Below are 14902 nucleotides of genomic sequence, written 5' to 3'. Positions count from 1 at the left end.
GTTGCGACATTGTCGCTAGGGATGCGTATAATACATCCTTTATTTTTCGAGTCAACACTTAGTTTTAAACTTTCTTGCGAATATTTAAAACCGAAGTTTTATTTAACTCTCTGAGTTGTTCGTGCCTCGCTATGCGTTGGCGTTTCCCGTCTCAGTGGGGTCGCATTATAGGGAGATCCAAAAACAGATCAACACTTTTTTTGATCTTTTTTGATTTAATTGACTGTTCGAACAAATTTAGTGCATAAAGGTGGTTTTTAATACAATAAAAGGGCTTTTACAGCCCTTTTGTTACTTAACAATAAACTTCCAACCAGCTTTTGCTTGCTGTTTAGACTCTTGTTGGAGCTCACTTGCCATTAGCGGGTGCGCTTTTAGCCAATCATTTTCAAATATTAGTGTTAGAGCGTCATTATTAACAGTTAATACTAATTTTGGTAATACATCATCTTGGCGACGCATTGATAAGATCACTGCGATCCTAAGCAACCGTGTTACATACTGAGTAAGCTGAGCATGGCAGCCTAAATACTCAAAAACATTCTTTTGCAGATCTGAACGATGTGCATTCGCTACAGCCACAATAATTTTATGCTCCGATTGTGAAAAGCCTGGCATATCGGTGTTTTCTAAAATATAAGCGGTGTGCTTTTGATATTGCTTATACTCAATTAACAAACCAATCTCATGCAATTGCGCAATCGCTTTTAGTAAAGGCAGGCCACTATTGTTGAATAGTGGCCACTGCTCGCTGACTTGAGCTGCGAGGTGACTGGCGAGTTCTGCAACTCGGTTCGCTTGTTTTTGATCGACATGATAACGGCTCATCAGGCCATCAACAGTGCGCTTTCGAATATCATGATTATGAAACTCAGGGATCATGCTATAAAGCACACCTTCACGAAGTGCGCCTCCTGCTAATCCCATTTTATCAATTTCAAGCGCTTCGAATAAAGCAATTAAAATAGCGAGCCCTGACACAAAAACTAAACGTCTTTCTTCACTAAGCCCAGGTAAATCTAGCTCAGCGATGGTCTCATAGGCGATCGATTGCTTTTTAATTTTATTGAGTTTATCTAAACTCAGTGTTTCATCGAGTGATTGTGCCACCATAATTTCTTGGATAGCTTGTACAGTACCCGATGCACCTGATGCAATCTCCCAACCCGCCACTTTATAACTTGGCGCTATATCATCAATAACTACTCGTGCGGCTTTAATAGCAGCATTGAAATTAGCGTCATTGAGTTTACAGTCTTTAAAGTAACGTTCTAGGTAGGTAACACAGCCCATGTTTAGGCTTTTATAATGTAGTGCGTCGAATCCCTTACCTATAACTACCTCAGTACTGGCACCGCCAATATCTATTACTAGTTGGCGACCACTACATGAAGATGTATGCGCAACGCCTTTATAAATAGTGCGCGCTTCTAGCTCACCACTAATGACATTAATTTTATGCGCAAGGATTTGCTCGGCTTTGATTTTAAATTCATCAGCATTCGTTGCTAAGCGCAAAGTAGCGGTGGCAACAATAGTAATGTTGTTTTTAGGGATATCTTGAAGACGCTCTGCAAATAGTGCGAGACATTCCCAGCCTCGTTGCATTGCTTCTGTGCTCAGTAAATTATCATCATTTAGCCCTGCGGCTAATCTGACTTTGCGTTTAACTCGGCCTATTGTTTGTAAGCCGCCAGCAATTGACTTAGCGATCAACATGTGAAAACTGTTAGATCCTAAATCAATTACTGCATAAACATTTTTTTGCGGTTTAAGTTGCCCCACCGTTCAAAAACCTCTAGTTACTACTACGACTATAACGACGGTCGCAATTACGACCGTGCTTTTTGGTAACTATTGTTTGGTCTACGTCCGCTGTTGTTACTACGACTACGTGGGCCTGTTGAATAATTACGCTTTCTTTGAATAGTAGGCTTAGTTAAATCATCAAGCAATGCACTTTTATCATAATGTGATAAAGGAATGCTGTGCTCTATGTATTCTTCAATTTCATGAAGATTATATGCGTACTGCTCACATGCAAAACTAATTGCCTTACCTGATGCCCCAGCGCGTGCTGTACGGCCAATACGATGAACATAATCTTCACAATCATCTGGTAAGTCGAAGTTAAATACATGACTCACTTCAGGGATATGTAAGCCACGAGCAGCAACATCTGTTGCCACAAGGAAGTCTAAATCACCTTTAGAGAATTGCGCTAAAATTGATTGGCGTTTTTTCTGATTTACGTCACCAGTGAGCATTCCCACCCGGTGTCCATCAGACTTTAACCATGCATAAACCGTTTCACAGCTATGTTTAGTATTTGCAAACACAATGGCTTTCTCAGGCCATTCTTCTTCAATCAAAGTTAATAACAGCTTAACTTTATCTTCTTGAGAAGGATGAAATAACTCTTCAACAATGCGCTTGCCAGTTTTCACATCAGGTTCAATTTGTACATGCTCTGGGTTTGTCATGTGCTCAAACGCCAGTTCTTGAACGCGATACGATAACGTTGCTGAAAATAATAAATTAAGGCGTTGTGATGTATCCGGCATACGGCGGAACATATAGCGAATGTCTTTTATGAAACCCAAATCAAACATACGATCGGCTTCATCAAGTACCACTACTTCGATTTCATTGAGGGTGTAACACCCTTGTTTATATAAATCGATTAAGCGCCCTGTGGTGCCAATTAAAATATCAACGCCTTTTTCTAATTGTGCACGTTGTTTTTCGTAATCTTCGCCACCATATACTAAACCTAAGTTAAGATTACAGTGTGGCGCTAAAATTTTTGCATCTTTGTGGATCTGAATCGCAAGCTCCCGAGTAGGGGCCATGATCAGGGCTCTTGGATGTTTACTAGGTGCTTTGCTAGATTGTAATAACCGATGGCACGTGGCAGTTAAAAACGCCAACGTTTTGCCTGTACCTGTTTGTGCTTGACCCGCAATGTCGCGGCCATCACAAATAAAAGGTAGGCATTTAGCTTGTATGGGTGTGCAATATTCAAACCCACTTTCGGTTAACCCGGCAACCACTTCCGGTGCAATAGCAAAGTCTGAAAACTTTTTATCGGTCAAATGTGTCTTAGTCATAGCGTTTAAGCATAACGTTTAAACTTGCAATAAGAAACAAGAGTGTTTAAATACGCATTAAATAATTCGCCTAACTTATCGGAGAGCGCAATGAGCGAGAAAATTATTCAATTAACTGACGATGGCTTTGAAGCTGACGTTTTACAATCAGACAAGCCTGTATTAGTTGATTTTTGGGCAGAATGGTGTGGACCGTGTAAAATGATCGCGCCAATTCTTAATGAAGTGGCAGAAGAGTTTGATGGCCGTGTTGTAATTGGTAAATTAAACATTGACCAAAATGCGGGCACACCACCTAAATTTGGTATTCGTGGTATCCCTACGTTACTTCTTTTCAAAGAAGGCCAAGTTGCGGCAACTAAAGTGGGTGCACTTTCTAAAACTCAACTTGTTGAGTTTTTAGAAAACAACATCTAAAAATATGCCTAAAAAAAGGGCAACTGCCCTTTTTTTTAATTTTTTTTTGTATAAAGACTGGACGCCTAGCGAATGACCTGCTAGTTTATAAAGCCAACTAATCCTTAGTTTACCAACAAACCTCTCTCACTAATCAATATCGATTATATGAGCATGATAACTGTAATAAAGAACCCACCAATATGCATTTACGCGAATTAAAAGACAAGTCGATCAAAGAACTTGTAGACTTAGCTGAGTCCATGGGGCTCGAAAACGTAGCCCGCTTAAGAAAGCAAGATATTATCTTTGCTATCCTTAAAGCCCACGCCAAAAGTGGAGAGAACATTTTTGGCGGTGGTGTATTAGAAATCTTACAGGATGGTTTTGGTTTCTTAAGATCATCAGAAGCCTCTTACCTTGCTGGTCCTGATGACATTTATATATCACCTAGCCAAATTCGTCGTTTTAGTATGCGTACTGGTGATTCTATAATGGGTCTCATACGTCCACCTAAAGACGGTGAACGTTACTTTGCATTACTAAAAGTAAACGAAGTAAATTTTGATAAACCTGAAAACTCTCGCACGAAAATTCTTTTTGAAAACCTTACCCCGCTACATGCAAACGAACGTTTACGTATGGAACGCGGTAATGGTAGCACCGAAGATATTACTGCTCGAGTACTTGATTTAGCCTCACCAATTGGCCGTGGTCAACGTGGTTTATTAGTAGCACCGCCTAAAGCGGGTAAAACAATGCTACTACAAAATATTGCGCAATCGATTACCCATAACCACCCAGATGCGACATTGATGGTACTACTTATCGATGAGCGTCCAGAAGAAGTTACTGAGATGCAACGCCTAGTAAAAGGTGAAGTTATTGCATCAACGTTTGATGAACCAGCAAGCCGTCACGTACAAGTTGCTGAAATGGTAATTGAAAAAGCAAAACGTTTAGTTGAGCACAAAAAAGATGTAATCATCTTACTGGATTCAATCACACGTTTAGCACGTGCTTATAACACGGTAATTCCTTCATCAGGTAAAGTACTTACTGGTGGTGTTGATGCTAACGCCCTGCATAAACCAAAGCGTTTCTTTGGTGCTGCGCGTAACGTTGAAGAAGGCGGTAGTTTAACTATTATCGCAACTGCGCTTATCGATACCGGCTCTAAGATGGATGAAGTTATCTACGAAGAGTTTAAAGGTACTGGTAATATGGAATTACACTTAAATCGTAAGATTGCTGAAAAACGTGTATTCCCTGCAATCGACTTTAACCGCTCAGGTACCCGTCGCGAAGAGCTACTGACTAAACCTGATGAACTACAAAAAATGTGGATTTTACGCAAAATAGTTCATGAAATGTCTGAAATTGATGCCATGGAGTTTTTAATTGATAAACTCTCTATGAGCAAAACGAATGATGAATTTTTTGATTCGATGAAGCGTCAATAATTCTCTTTACTAGATTCTAAAATGCCTGTTAATACAGGCATTTTTTTTGCCTATCCCTAAATCTCACTCCTATTATAAATTTGTTTTATTAATCTCTTTGCTCTGTTTCCTATAGACGAAAATCATCAGACTGCGCAGTATTGAGTAAATATTAAAACTGCGATTATTTAAATCTAGCACGCAGTAATGCCACTCAATAAAACGCTCAACTCGCCTTATTGGTTAGTAGTAACTTATAGCCTTAATGTAACGACCCATTAAGCTTATATATCGCTCTTTTAAGTCAGCTGTTGTGATAGCTGCTTAATCAAATCATCTACTAATTCTTTTACGTCTGCATCACTACTGGGGTTATGTTTTTGTGATAAGAGTGATTTATCTAAGCACATCGCTGCATTAGCTACATCAGTTAATGAAAATATCTGTGCGGCACCAAGGATACGATGGCTATCTTGCTGTAATGCAATATAGTCCTTTGCTGCAAGGTGCTGTGTAAGTGACGCTATTTCATCATCAAAGCTGGCAATAAAACTCGTCACTAAATCGCTAATATCAGGATTAGCTAAAGGTAGCGTGCTGGTACTACTTAAATGCGCTGCGAGTGCCTGATAAAACGCTTCTTTTTCTATTGGCTTACTTAAATAGCCAGTAAATCCCATCGCTAAGTAATTATCTATTTCATGACTCATTGCATTAGCTGTTAACGCAAAAATAGGTTTATTAAAACCACACTTATGTAACAGTTCAAATGCACTAAGGCCATCCATTACTGGCATCTGTATATCTAATAAAACAACATCTGGAAATTCACTGAGGCACTGTTCAACTGCTTGCTCACCATTACTTACTGAGATCACTTCAAGGCCAATCGACTTTAAAAAGCGCGTTATTAGTCTACGATTGTCGGGATGATCTTCTGCTAATAATACTCGCCCAACTAGACCTTTAGTTGCAGCTGGTTTTGAGTTGTCGGTAGCAATAAGGGTTGGCGCATACTCTTTACATGGCACATTAAAAATAAACTCACTGCCTTTACCATGCTCACTTTCAACACTAATATAACCCCCCATCATAATTGCTAATTGCTGGGAAAGACTCAAACCAAGTCCTGAACCACCGAACCTGCGGGTGATGGTATTATCGCCTTGTTGAAAACATTCAAAAATGTTTTTTATTTGCTCTGTATTCATACCAATCCCCGTATCAATCACTTTAAAGCATACGCCTTGTTCGGTGTGATTAATATCCAGAGTAACACTGCCGTGCTCGGTAAATTTGATCGCATTAGTCAGTAGGTTTATTAGTATTTGCTTAACGCGGATCATATCTAACTTAGTCCAATAACTCGAGCCTAAGTGATTTTCTAATAGCAGCGTTAAACCTTTACTTTTAGCCTGCATACTTGACATAGCATAAACATCATTAACAAGCTCCACGAGGTCAAACTCGCTAACATGTAAATCTAAACGGTTTGCTTCTATCTTACTAATATCGAGCACATCATTAATCAAATCTTTTAAATGATCGCTATGTTTTTTAATAACTAACAATTCTGTTTGTAATTGCTGGGGCTGATATAAACCATGCAATAAGTCGTCTGTTTGCCCTAAAATAGCGGTAAGTGGTGTGCGTATTTCATGGCTGATATTAGCCAAAAACTGGCTCTTAACTTGATTCGCGGCACGTAGCTCTTGTGCCACATATTGTAATTCTTGAGTACGTTGCTCAACTTTTTGCTCTAATTGGGCTTTAGCCTTTTTTTCGATTGCACGGCGATATAATACAACTGCACAGATCAATACCAACATCAGCACAATAGACAGTAAAATAGTTAACTGTGAACGTTTTTCAATCTTTAATTCTTGTAGGCTACGCTCTTGTTTAAGCTGTTTAATTTCTTGGTTTAACTGGTTCGACTGAAACTGAGACTGAAATACATTTAACGCTTTCATGACCTCTTCACTGGTTATGCTACGTTGATAATCAACAAACTGTTGGTGCAGATGAATAGCCCGCTTATAGTCACCGGCACCAGCGCTTAATAACGCCTCGATACCTAAGCCGTCTTTAATACGCAATTCATCTTTATATTCTTTGGCTAGTGATATTGATTGTTGTAAATTTTGCTCCGCAATATCAATATCCCCCATCACTAATTGCACTTTAGCTAAAACATGTAAAGAAGCTAACCGTAAGGATTGATTATCTATCTGCTGAGCGTATTTTTGAGCTGCTTGTGCGTGATACAAAGCAGCATCCAACTCATCGATTTTTAAATTTATGTTAGCTAAGTTGGTATGCTGTACAGATAACTGATAGGCATCATTTACACTTTGATAATAGCGTAAAGCGAGCTGGTAATAGTGCAACGCTAATTGATTTTGACCCGACTCAGTATAAGCAACACCCATATTGCCATAGGAACGAGCAATCCCCTCTTCATCACCCAATTGCTGAAATACATCGAGCACTTCGCGATAAATTTCGAGTGCCGAATCATAGCTAGATAAACGAATATAGATGCCCGCAATATTATGAAGAATATCAGCTTTGTCTTGCGCGCTACCATCTATTTCATAAAGTGCTTTTGCCTGCTGGTAATGATCTAAAGCAAGCTCCATGTTGTGCATATTAAAATATGCAAGGCCAATATTACTTAGCAAGTTGGCTTGTTTTAATGGACTCTTTAAACGTACCGCTAAGTTTAACGCACGGCTGTAATCAATAATGGCTTGTTGTAATAAACCTTGAAAATATTGCACCACGCCCTGCATTTTTATTGCTCGAAAATGTAACTCAGGCAGATTTTCAAATGTACTATGCTGCTCAAGCAACTGATAATAATGCAATGCTTGGGGATAATTACTCAACTCAAACGCACGCTCAGCTAAACCAGAATAAATAGCAACTTGTTGCTGATTTGATAATTGTGTAGACAGTAACTGGGTTGCTAACAGCTGCTTTTCAGACCATTCATCAGTAACTTTAAATTGTTCAAAAAGTGCTACTTGTTGTTGAGCATTACCTGATTGAGAAAAAACGCCAAGCATACTAATAGAGCAAATAAATAATAGGCGCTTAAACTGACCCAGCATAATTTTTTCCTTGGAATTTTGTTAGCAGTAGAAGCTATGATAGTTTAGTCAAGATACACCAATAACTAGACTGTAAACAATGCTTAACCCACTGATTGATGAGATTTTCGAGTTAATTTTAACGAAGCACATTTGGAAGGTTCACACTTTAGCGTTGGAATTATCTAAGCGAGGTGTAGTTAATAACTTAGATACAGATCCATACCGTGATCTGTTTAAGCGTAACTTTTTAATTATGAATGCACTTTATCAACTGCAACAACAACTGTTGCCAAATCAATATTTATTGGTAGCCAGTTTACATATAGAGCTCACCGATAATCCAGATAAGATAACTATTGCAGCGCATGACTCATTACAAACGTACTATCTAGATTGGCAAAATTACGATGCTTCGATAACAGAAGTTAAATCACTGTTAGATGACTTTTGGCGTACTTTTCGTGCATCACCAACAATAAATACGCTTGATCAACAACAACGCCAGACATTATTAAAGCGCTGGGAATTACCTGACGATTTTTCTATGCAGGCATTGCAAAAGCGCTGGCGGCAGTTGGCAACACAATATCATCCAGATAAACAACATGGTAATGCAGAGCAGTTTAAACAGTTAAAAAATGAATATGAGCAGCTTAGAGCAAGCTGCTCAAAAACATCATAAGCAATAATTAACGAGTTAAACGACGGGCACGAATTTTACGCCCTTTAATATTACCTTCCGTTAATTTTCGTAGCGCGGGCTTTGAGCTATTACGTTCGACAGCCACAAAAGCCACATTATCAAGCACATTAATTTTACCGACTTGACGTCCGGCAACACCATCTTTACCGGTTAATGCACCTAAAATATCACCTGCGCGTACCTTTTGCTTTTTACCTGAATCGATCATTAGTGTCACCATTTGTGGTTTGTATGGTGGCTTTTCAAGTAGGCTAAACGGCGGTAATTGTTCTGGTAAAAAATCACATTCATAATGGTCACCAATTTGTGCCACTTTGAATTGTTCTGCATCGCCATAAATAGAGCATGCAATGCCTTTTTTACCAGCACGACCAGTTCGACCAATACGGTGTACGTGGGTTTGTGGGTCATGGGCAAGGTGGTAGTTAATCACCATATCCATATCATCGATGTCTAAACCGCGAGCGGCTACATCAGTGGCCACTAAAATCGAGGCGCTTTTATTAGCAAAGTGGATCAAGGTGCGCTCACGATCTCGCTGCTCTAAATCACCATGCAATGACACGGCACTGAAGCCTTCATCAGCTAAATCATCACACACCTGTTGAGTTTCGACCTTGGTATTACAAAACACCACACAACTTTCTGGTTGAAACTTCAGCAGCAACAATTTTAATGTATTAAAACGTTGTTTGTTATTATCCATTTTATAAAAGTACTGTTTAATAGTACTTTTTTCTTGCTCTTCTTCAACCTTCACCATAACAGGATTGCTTAATACACGCTTGGCAATCGCTTCTATTGCGCGCGGAAAAGTGGCGCTAAATAATAAAGTTTGACGCTGTTTTGGAATACGCTCAATAATTGCATCCAAAGTGTCTTGAAAGCCCATATCAAGCATTTGATCGGCTTCATCAAGTACTAGCGTGTCTACATCATCTAAACGTAGCGTACCTTTGCGAATATGATCATCTACACGCCCAGGTGTGCCAACAATAATATGTGCACCATGCTCTAGTGAACCAATTTGTGGACCAATCGACACGCCACCACATAGAGTTAATATTTTTATATTGTGAATACCACGCGCTAATTTACGCATTTCCACAGCTACTTGCTCAGCCAACTCACGGGTTGGACAAAGCACTAAAGACTGTATACGAAAACGCTTAACATTAAGCTTGGCCAACACACCTAAACTAAATGCGGCAGTTTTACCTGAGCCAGTTTTAGCTTGTGCAATGATGTCTTTACCTTCAAGCACTGGCGGCAGGCTTTGCGCCTGTACAGCGGTCATTTGGGTGTAACCTAAAGTCGATAAGTTATCGACCAAACCTGATGGTAAAGCGAGTGATGAAAAAGCTGTAGCGGTCAAAGTAATTTCCAGTGCAATAAGTAAACATGAAAAGCCGCTGCAGATGCCCGACTTAGTTATGCTGCATAATAGCAGAATATACAAATTGCTACCATTAAGCTGACCATATTCTCAATAAACATTCACCATAACATCGCCACCGATAGGCATTTATCTCATCTACTTTTGTTGCTCAGTATTAAATGCTTTAATAACTCTCACTTGAAAATATAACCAGGTCAATAATGAAAAAAATCATCACCGGATTACTGCTCGCCGGCAGCTTTTTAGCCAATGCCGCCGAGCCTGAATTTACCGCAAAGCAACTTCAGCAAGTCACCGAACTAAGAACTAATGCCAGTAACAGCGAGTTAAGCTATCAATTGCTTGAATCGCTTACTACTGAAATAGGACCTCGCTTACCTGGCACAGAAAACGATAAAAAAGCCGTTGCGTGGGCCCAAGCTAAATTTAAAGAGCTTGGTTTTGATAAAGTATGGCTAGAAGAAGCAACCTTTCCTGAATGGCGCCGTTTTAGTGAAAGTGGCAAAATTTTAACGCCAAGCGAGCAACCTTTGCACCTAACAGCATTAGGCCACAGCGTTAGCACACCGAAAGATGGCATTACCGCTGAAGTCGTATTATTTGAAACGCTTGATGAACTTATCGCAGCACCAGCAAACAGCTTAAAAGGTAAAATAGCTTATATAAATTACCATATGAACCGTCATATTGATGGCAATGGTTATGGTCCTGCTGTTCGTGCTCGTTCAACAGGTTCAGTTGAGGCTGCAAAAAAAGGCGCGATTGGTTATATGATGCGTTCTGTTAGCACCGCACACCACCGCTTTGCTCATACCGGTGGCAGTCACTATCAAGAAGGTGTTACGAAAATCCCTAATGTGACCATTGCTAATCCTGATGCAGATCAGCTAGCTCGCTTAGTTGCACTAGGTAAAAATGTTACCGTAAATATCAATGTGCAAACTGAAGATCGCGGCCAAGGTAATGGCTATAACGTGATTGGTCAGTTCAATGGCACACAAAACCCTGAACAGTACGTACTGATTGGCGGTCATTTAGATTCTTGGGATTTAGGCACTGGCGCACTTGATGATGGTGCAGGCGTTGCGTTAACCATGGCTGCAGCCAAACATATTAGTGAAATAAAACGTCCTAAACGCAGTATTCGTGTAGTGTTATTTGCCGCTGAAGAGCTAGGATTATGGGGCGCTAAAGCTTATTTTAAAAAGCATGCAAATGAACTTGATAAAATTGTTGCCGCCGCTGAATCTGACTTTGGTGCTGATGTAGTGTATGGCTTTGAATCGAATGTCTCTGCAGCCTCGTTGCCAGTAGTGCGTGCAATAGCCAAGCAACTTGCGCCGCTAAATGTTGAATACATAGGTAAAAATAGCGCTAATGGTGGGCCTGATTTAATTCCATTTAAAAATGCCACCAGCGCGCCAATTTTTGAGCTGCACCAAGACGGTACTGATTACTTTGACTACCATCACACTGCTGATGATACGCTTGATAAGATCGATCCGGCTAAACTTAAGCAAAATACCGCAGCATATGCTGTATTTGCGTTTATGGCAGCTGATGCTAAAACTACAATTAAAGCAAAGCCTGTAGCGAGTAAATAAGCTAACCAAACATACTTTATTACAATTTTTTACTTTGCATCTAACCCTCCTTGTTTTAATTTAACGTAAAACAAGGAAGGGGAAAAAAGGCCATATGCTACTATTCAATACCAGCGATTCATTGTCGTTTTTCAGCCAAACAAAAACCTGCCCATACTGTCATCACGATGACTATCGACTACAAAACCACAGCCGCTTTTTGCGTTTTTCAATTGTCCCTATGCTGCCATTAGCATGGCATTACCAATACCAGTGTAGCCATTGTCAGCACAATGTGCAGCTTTCAATTATGCAACTGCCATGGTTAGAAAAGCTTTCTTTGATCAAATATTTTATAGGCTCGATATTACTTATCTGGTTATCAATTTACTTCTATACACAACATCTTGATGAGCTAAAAGCCAAGCAAGCAATACTCAGCCAGCCACAAGCATTCGATACTTACTTGGTACATGCTGATAAGTTTTCTAACGAACCATTGCGCCCTGAAAACCTAAAAGTAGCCCAAGTACTCGAGTTTGATGACCAAAATATCACCTTTCAAATCAGCAATTATCGCTATAAACGCGACAGCGGCATTACTATGGCTATGCGTACCAGCTTATTGATACAAAAAGATTATTTCTCATCAAGAACAATAACTTTACCGCGCAGCGAAGTACAGCGTTTATATGATGATGGTGCTATTTATGATGTACTACGCCCTTATGCATATAGCTTATATGGTGGTTTTGTGATGTTCCCACCACGCCCTAAACCGCTATATGAAGGGTTGAAGCTTAATAAAAATAATCAGCAAGGCATCATCTATTACAAAGATGGGTTATTTCCTGAAGCGTTCGAAAGCTTTTTACTCGCCAGCAAAGAAGGCTCACAATGGGGTCAGCTTAATACTGCGCAAATGTATCGTGATGGTGAGGGGGTAGAAAAAGATATCAGCCAAGCTATTTATTGGTATCAACAAGCTGCCAGGCAAAATAACCACAAAGCCAAAGTACAACTCAAAGAGCTGTGCCTTGAGTATTCCTGTTAATATAGCCAAACTACCCACAACAAGTGGATATAAATATGGCAAGCTTTTAGCTTGCCATTTAACACGTAAATACGACTGTTACATTGTTAAGTGTTGGTCTAAAAAGGTCAGCACTTTTTGATAATAACGAGTGCGATGTTCTTGCTTATAAAAACCATGCCCTTCATCTTCAAGCAGTTCATATATATAAGGATGTTTAGCTTTTTTAAGTGCCGCAATCAGTGATTCGGCTTGCTCAATCGGTGCACGCTGATCTTCACCACCATGCACTATCAGCACTGGAGCCTTTAACTTATCAATATTATAGCTAGGTGAAAAAGCCTTTAGTTGCGCTTCATCTGTACCCAATACATTCTGTAAATAACGTTGGCCACTATCGCGCTCCGCAACATCCCCTTCTTTAAACATTAAGGGCAAATCATAAACGCCAACAACGCCAATCGCACATTTAAACATATCAGGTTCTAAAATCGCACTTTGTAACGCTGAGTATCCACCAAAGCTCGCGCCCATAATGCAGATATTGTTTTTATTAACTGTACCCTGCTCAACTAAATACTTCACACCATCTATAATATCAAATTGAATTTCAGCTCCCCATTTTCGATGCCCAGCATGCTCAAAGTTACGGCCAAAACCACCTGAACCTCTAAAATTAACTTTTAGTACGGCCAAACCACGGCTTGCAAGCAACTGTGCATCAGGGTCGAATCCCCACCAATCGCGCGGGCCATGTGGACCACCATGTGGCATAACCACTAAAGGTAAGTTTTTTTCTATGGTGTTATTCGGTACTGTTAAGTAGCCATAAATAGTTAAACCATCTCGACTGGTATAACTTACAGGCTTGGTCTGCGCCATTTGTTCTGCATCAATCCAACTGCGGGATGCAAACAAAAATCGTAAGTTATTACTTTTGGCATCGAATAAATAATATTGTCCAGGGTTACGATCATTAGAGGCATAAATAATATTAGTGTCGCCATCTTCAGTACTACTAACGAGTTGCACTTGTTCACCAGGTAAAGCGGAGATTAATGATTTTAAACGCATGCTTTTATCTGATTGCCCATCGACAAAAGCATAAGTTGGATAACCTAGTTCGGTTTCAATCGCAAATAGCTCTTTTGATGCTTCATCGACCCATATTTGCTTTGGTGAGACTTTCTCTTCCTTATGAATTAAATCAATTGCTCTGGTTTTTAGATTCAATTTATATAAGCCTTGAGCTTCACCACTTATTGATGCTGTGATATAGACAGCATCACCACTACTATCAAAAGCGTGCAACTCAACATCACTGTAAGTCAAACCAGCTAAATTAAGCGCTTGCCAATCTCCACCTGACTTTTCACGGATATGTATTGTAGGCTTAATGTAATCATCACTGGAAACAGCCACTCTGACATTTCCTTCATGGTCAGTCAAAAAGTTGGCCATACGTGACGGGGAGCGCGTAACTTTACGACGCTTCCCTGAAAAGATATCAACCTCATAAACAACCGTGTGCGGTTCACTACTTGATGTCCACGGGTAAGTCACTATAAGCATTTTATCTTCATCGTGGATTAAAGGATCCAGCAAATAAGAGGTGCCATAAAGTGGTGTGGCCTTTTTGATACGAGAGCCAGTTTGCATTTCGCCAAGATAGCCAACTAAGTACTTAGCTTTTGAGCCATCAGCATTCACGCCATATAATTCCCCATAATATTCAGGGTGATCTTGCCAGCCGCGTAAGTATTCTTTTGCAACTACAACCCGATCATCTCTTACCCAATGATAAGCACCAACTTGGGCATTGCTCTCAAAATTAATAGCGTGGTGAATTGTAAATTTTTTAGCATCTAAAATAACTAGCACCTTTTTACCTTCAGGTTGCATAATTACTGCAAGGTAGCTCCCATTAGGAGAGATTTTAACTTGGCTATATTCACTGCTGCGGCTGAAGTCATCGACTGCTGGAGCTGATTGATTTGCATCACTCATGAAGCTGACAACACACAAAGCAATAACAACAATAAACTGCATTATTTTACCCATACAACATCCTTTTATATTTATATTTTTTGCAATTGTACCCAGTAAGATTTTAAATAGATATCCATCCAAATACTTAA

Annotated in this window: 10 protein-coding genes; 5 read left to right on the top strand and 5 right to left on the bottom strand. The window is 39.8% G+C overall.

Translation table 11 applies throughout. The annotated features are described in order from the left end of the window. Positions 1–291: 291 nt before the first annotated feature. Together gppA and rhlB are read right to left on the bottom strand one after the other, a co-directional pair. A complete protein-coding gene (gene gppA, locus H5203_RS16800; protein ID WP_182820014.1) occupies positions 292–1785 on the bottom strand; it encodes a guanosine-5'-triphosphate,3'-diphosphate diphosphatase in 1494 nt (497 codons plus the stop codon). A 47-nt stretch (positions 1786–1832) separates the two neighbouring features. Beyond that, the gene (rhlB, locus tag H5203_RS16795; RefSeq protein WP_145239899.1) at positions 1833–3110 is read right to left on the bottom strand and encodes an ATP-dependent RNA helicase RhlB; all 1278 of its coding nucleotides are present in this window, start codon (positions 3108–3110) and stop codon (positions 1833–1835) included. 90 nt (positions 3111–3200) lie between these two features. On the opposite strand from rhlB, the gene trxA reads away from it, so the two are divergent. Together trxA and rho are read left to right on the top strand one after the other, a co-directional pair. After that, positions 3201–3527 carry a thioredoxin TrxA gene (gene trxA, locus H5203_RS16790; RefSeq protein WP_145239901.1) on the top strand — a complete coding sequence of 109 codons (327 nt, stop codon included), beginning with the start codon at positions 3201–3203 and terminating at the stop codon, positions 3525–3527. Between the two features lie 182 nt (positions 3528–3709). After that, positions 3710–4969 (top strand): transcription termination factor Rho, encoded by a 1260-nt coding sequence (gene rho, locus H5203_RS16785; RefSeq protein ID WP_064666866.1) that lies wholly within the window; start codon positions 3710–3712, stop codon positions 4967–4969. Positions 4970–5247: 278 nt separating this feature from the next. On the opposite strand, the gene H5203_RS16780 is transcribed toward rho, so the two are convergent. Then, positions 5248–8064 carry an ATP-binding protein gene (locus tag H5203_RS16780; protein WP_182820013.1) on the bottom strand — a complete coding sequence of 939 codons (2817 nt, stop codon included), beginning with the start codon at positions 8062–8064 and terminating at the stop codon, positions 5248–5250. 79 nt (positions 8065–8143) lie between these two features. Here H5203_RS16780 and H5203_RS16775 point away from each other — a divergent pair, with 79 nt between their 5' ends. Then, positions 8144–8728 carry a DNA-J related domain-containing protein gene (locus H5203_RS16775; protein WP_145239905.1) on the top strand — a complete coding sequence of 195 codons (585 nt, stop codon included), beginning with the start codon at positions 8144–8146 and terminating at the stop codon, positions 8726–8728. Between the two features lie 7 nt (positions 8729–8735). On the opposite strand, the gene dbpA is transcribed toward H5203_RS16775, so the two are convergent. Continuing rightward, positions 8736–10124, bottom strand: coding sequence for an ATP-dependent RNA helicase DbpA (gene dbpA, locus H5203_RS16770; protein ID WP_145239907.1), 1389 nt, complete (start codon positions 10122–10124; stop codon positions 8736–8738). A gap of 224 nt (positions 10125–10348) precedes the next feature. Here dbpA and H5203_RS16765 point away from each other — a divergent pair, with 224 nt between their 5' ends. Both H5203_RS16765 and H5203_RS16760 read left to right on the top strand, forming a co-directional pair. Continuing rightward, complete coding sequence (locus H5203_RS16765; RefSeq protein ID WP_145239909.1) at positions 10349–11752, top strand: M20/M25/M40 family metallo-hydrolase; 1404 nt, start codon at positions 10349–10351, stop codon at positions 11750–11752. A gap of 94 nt (positions 11753–11846) precedes the next feature. Beyond that, the gene (locus H5203_RS16760) at positions 11847–12785 is read left to right on the top strand and encodes a tetratricopeptide repeat protein (protein ID WP_145239911.1); all 939 of its coding nucleotides are present in this window, start codon (positions 11847–11849) and stop codon (positions 12783–12785) included. Between the two features lie 78 nt (positions 12786–12863). Here H5203_RS16760 and H5203_RS16755 read toward each other — a convergent pair whose 3' ends face one another. Further along, positions 12864–14825: a S9 family peptidase gene (locus H5203_RS16755; RefSeq protein WP_259401967.1), complete on the bottom strand. Its 1962-nt coding sequence runs from the start codon at positions 14823–14825 to the stop codon at positions 12864–12866. Positions 14826–14902 lie beyond the last annotated feature (77 nt).

Origin of the sequence: Pseudoalteromonas sp. SG41-1 (assembly GCF_014164575.1) — a bacterium.
GTDB classification, from domain to species: domain Bacteria; phylum Pseudomonadota; class Gammaproteobacteria; order Enterobacterales; family Alteromonadaceae; genus Pseudoalteromonas; species Pseudoalteromonas rhizosphaerae.
The sequence above is the reverse complement of the archived record's forward strand: the minus strand, read 5'-3'. Positions and strand labels throughout refer to the sequence as shown.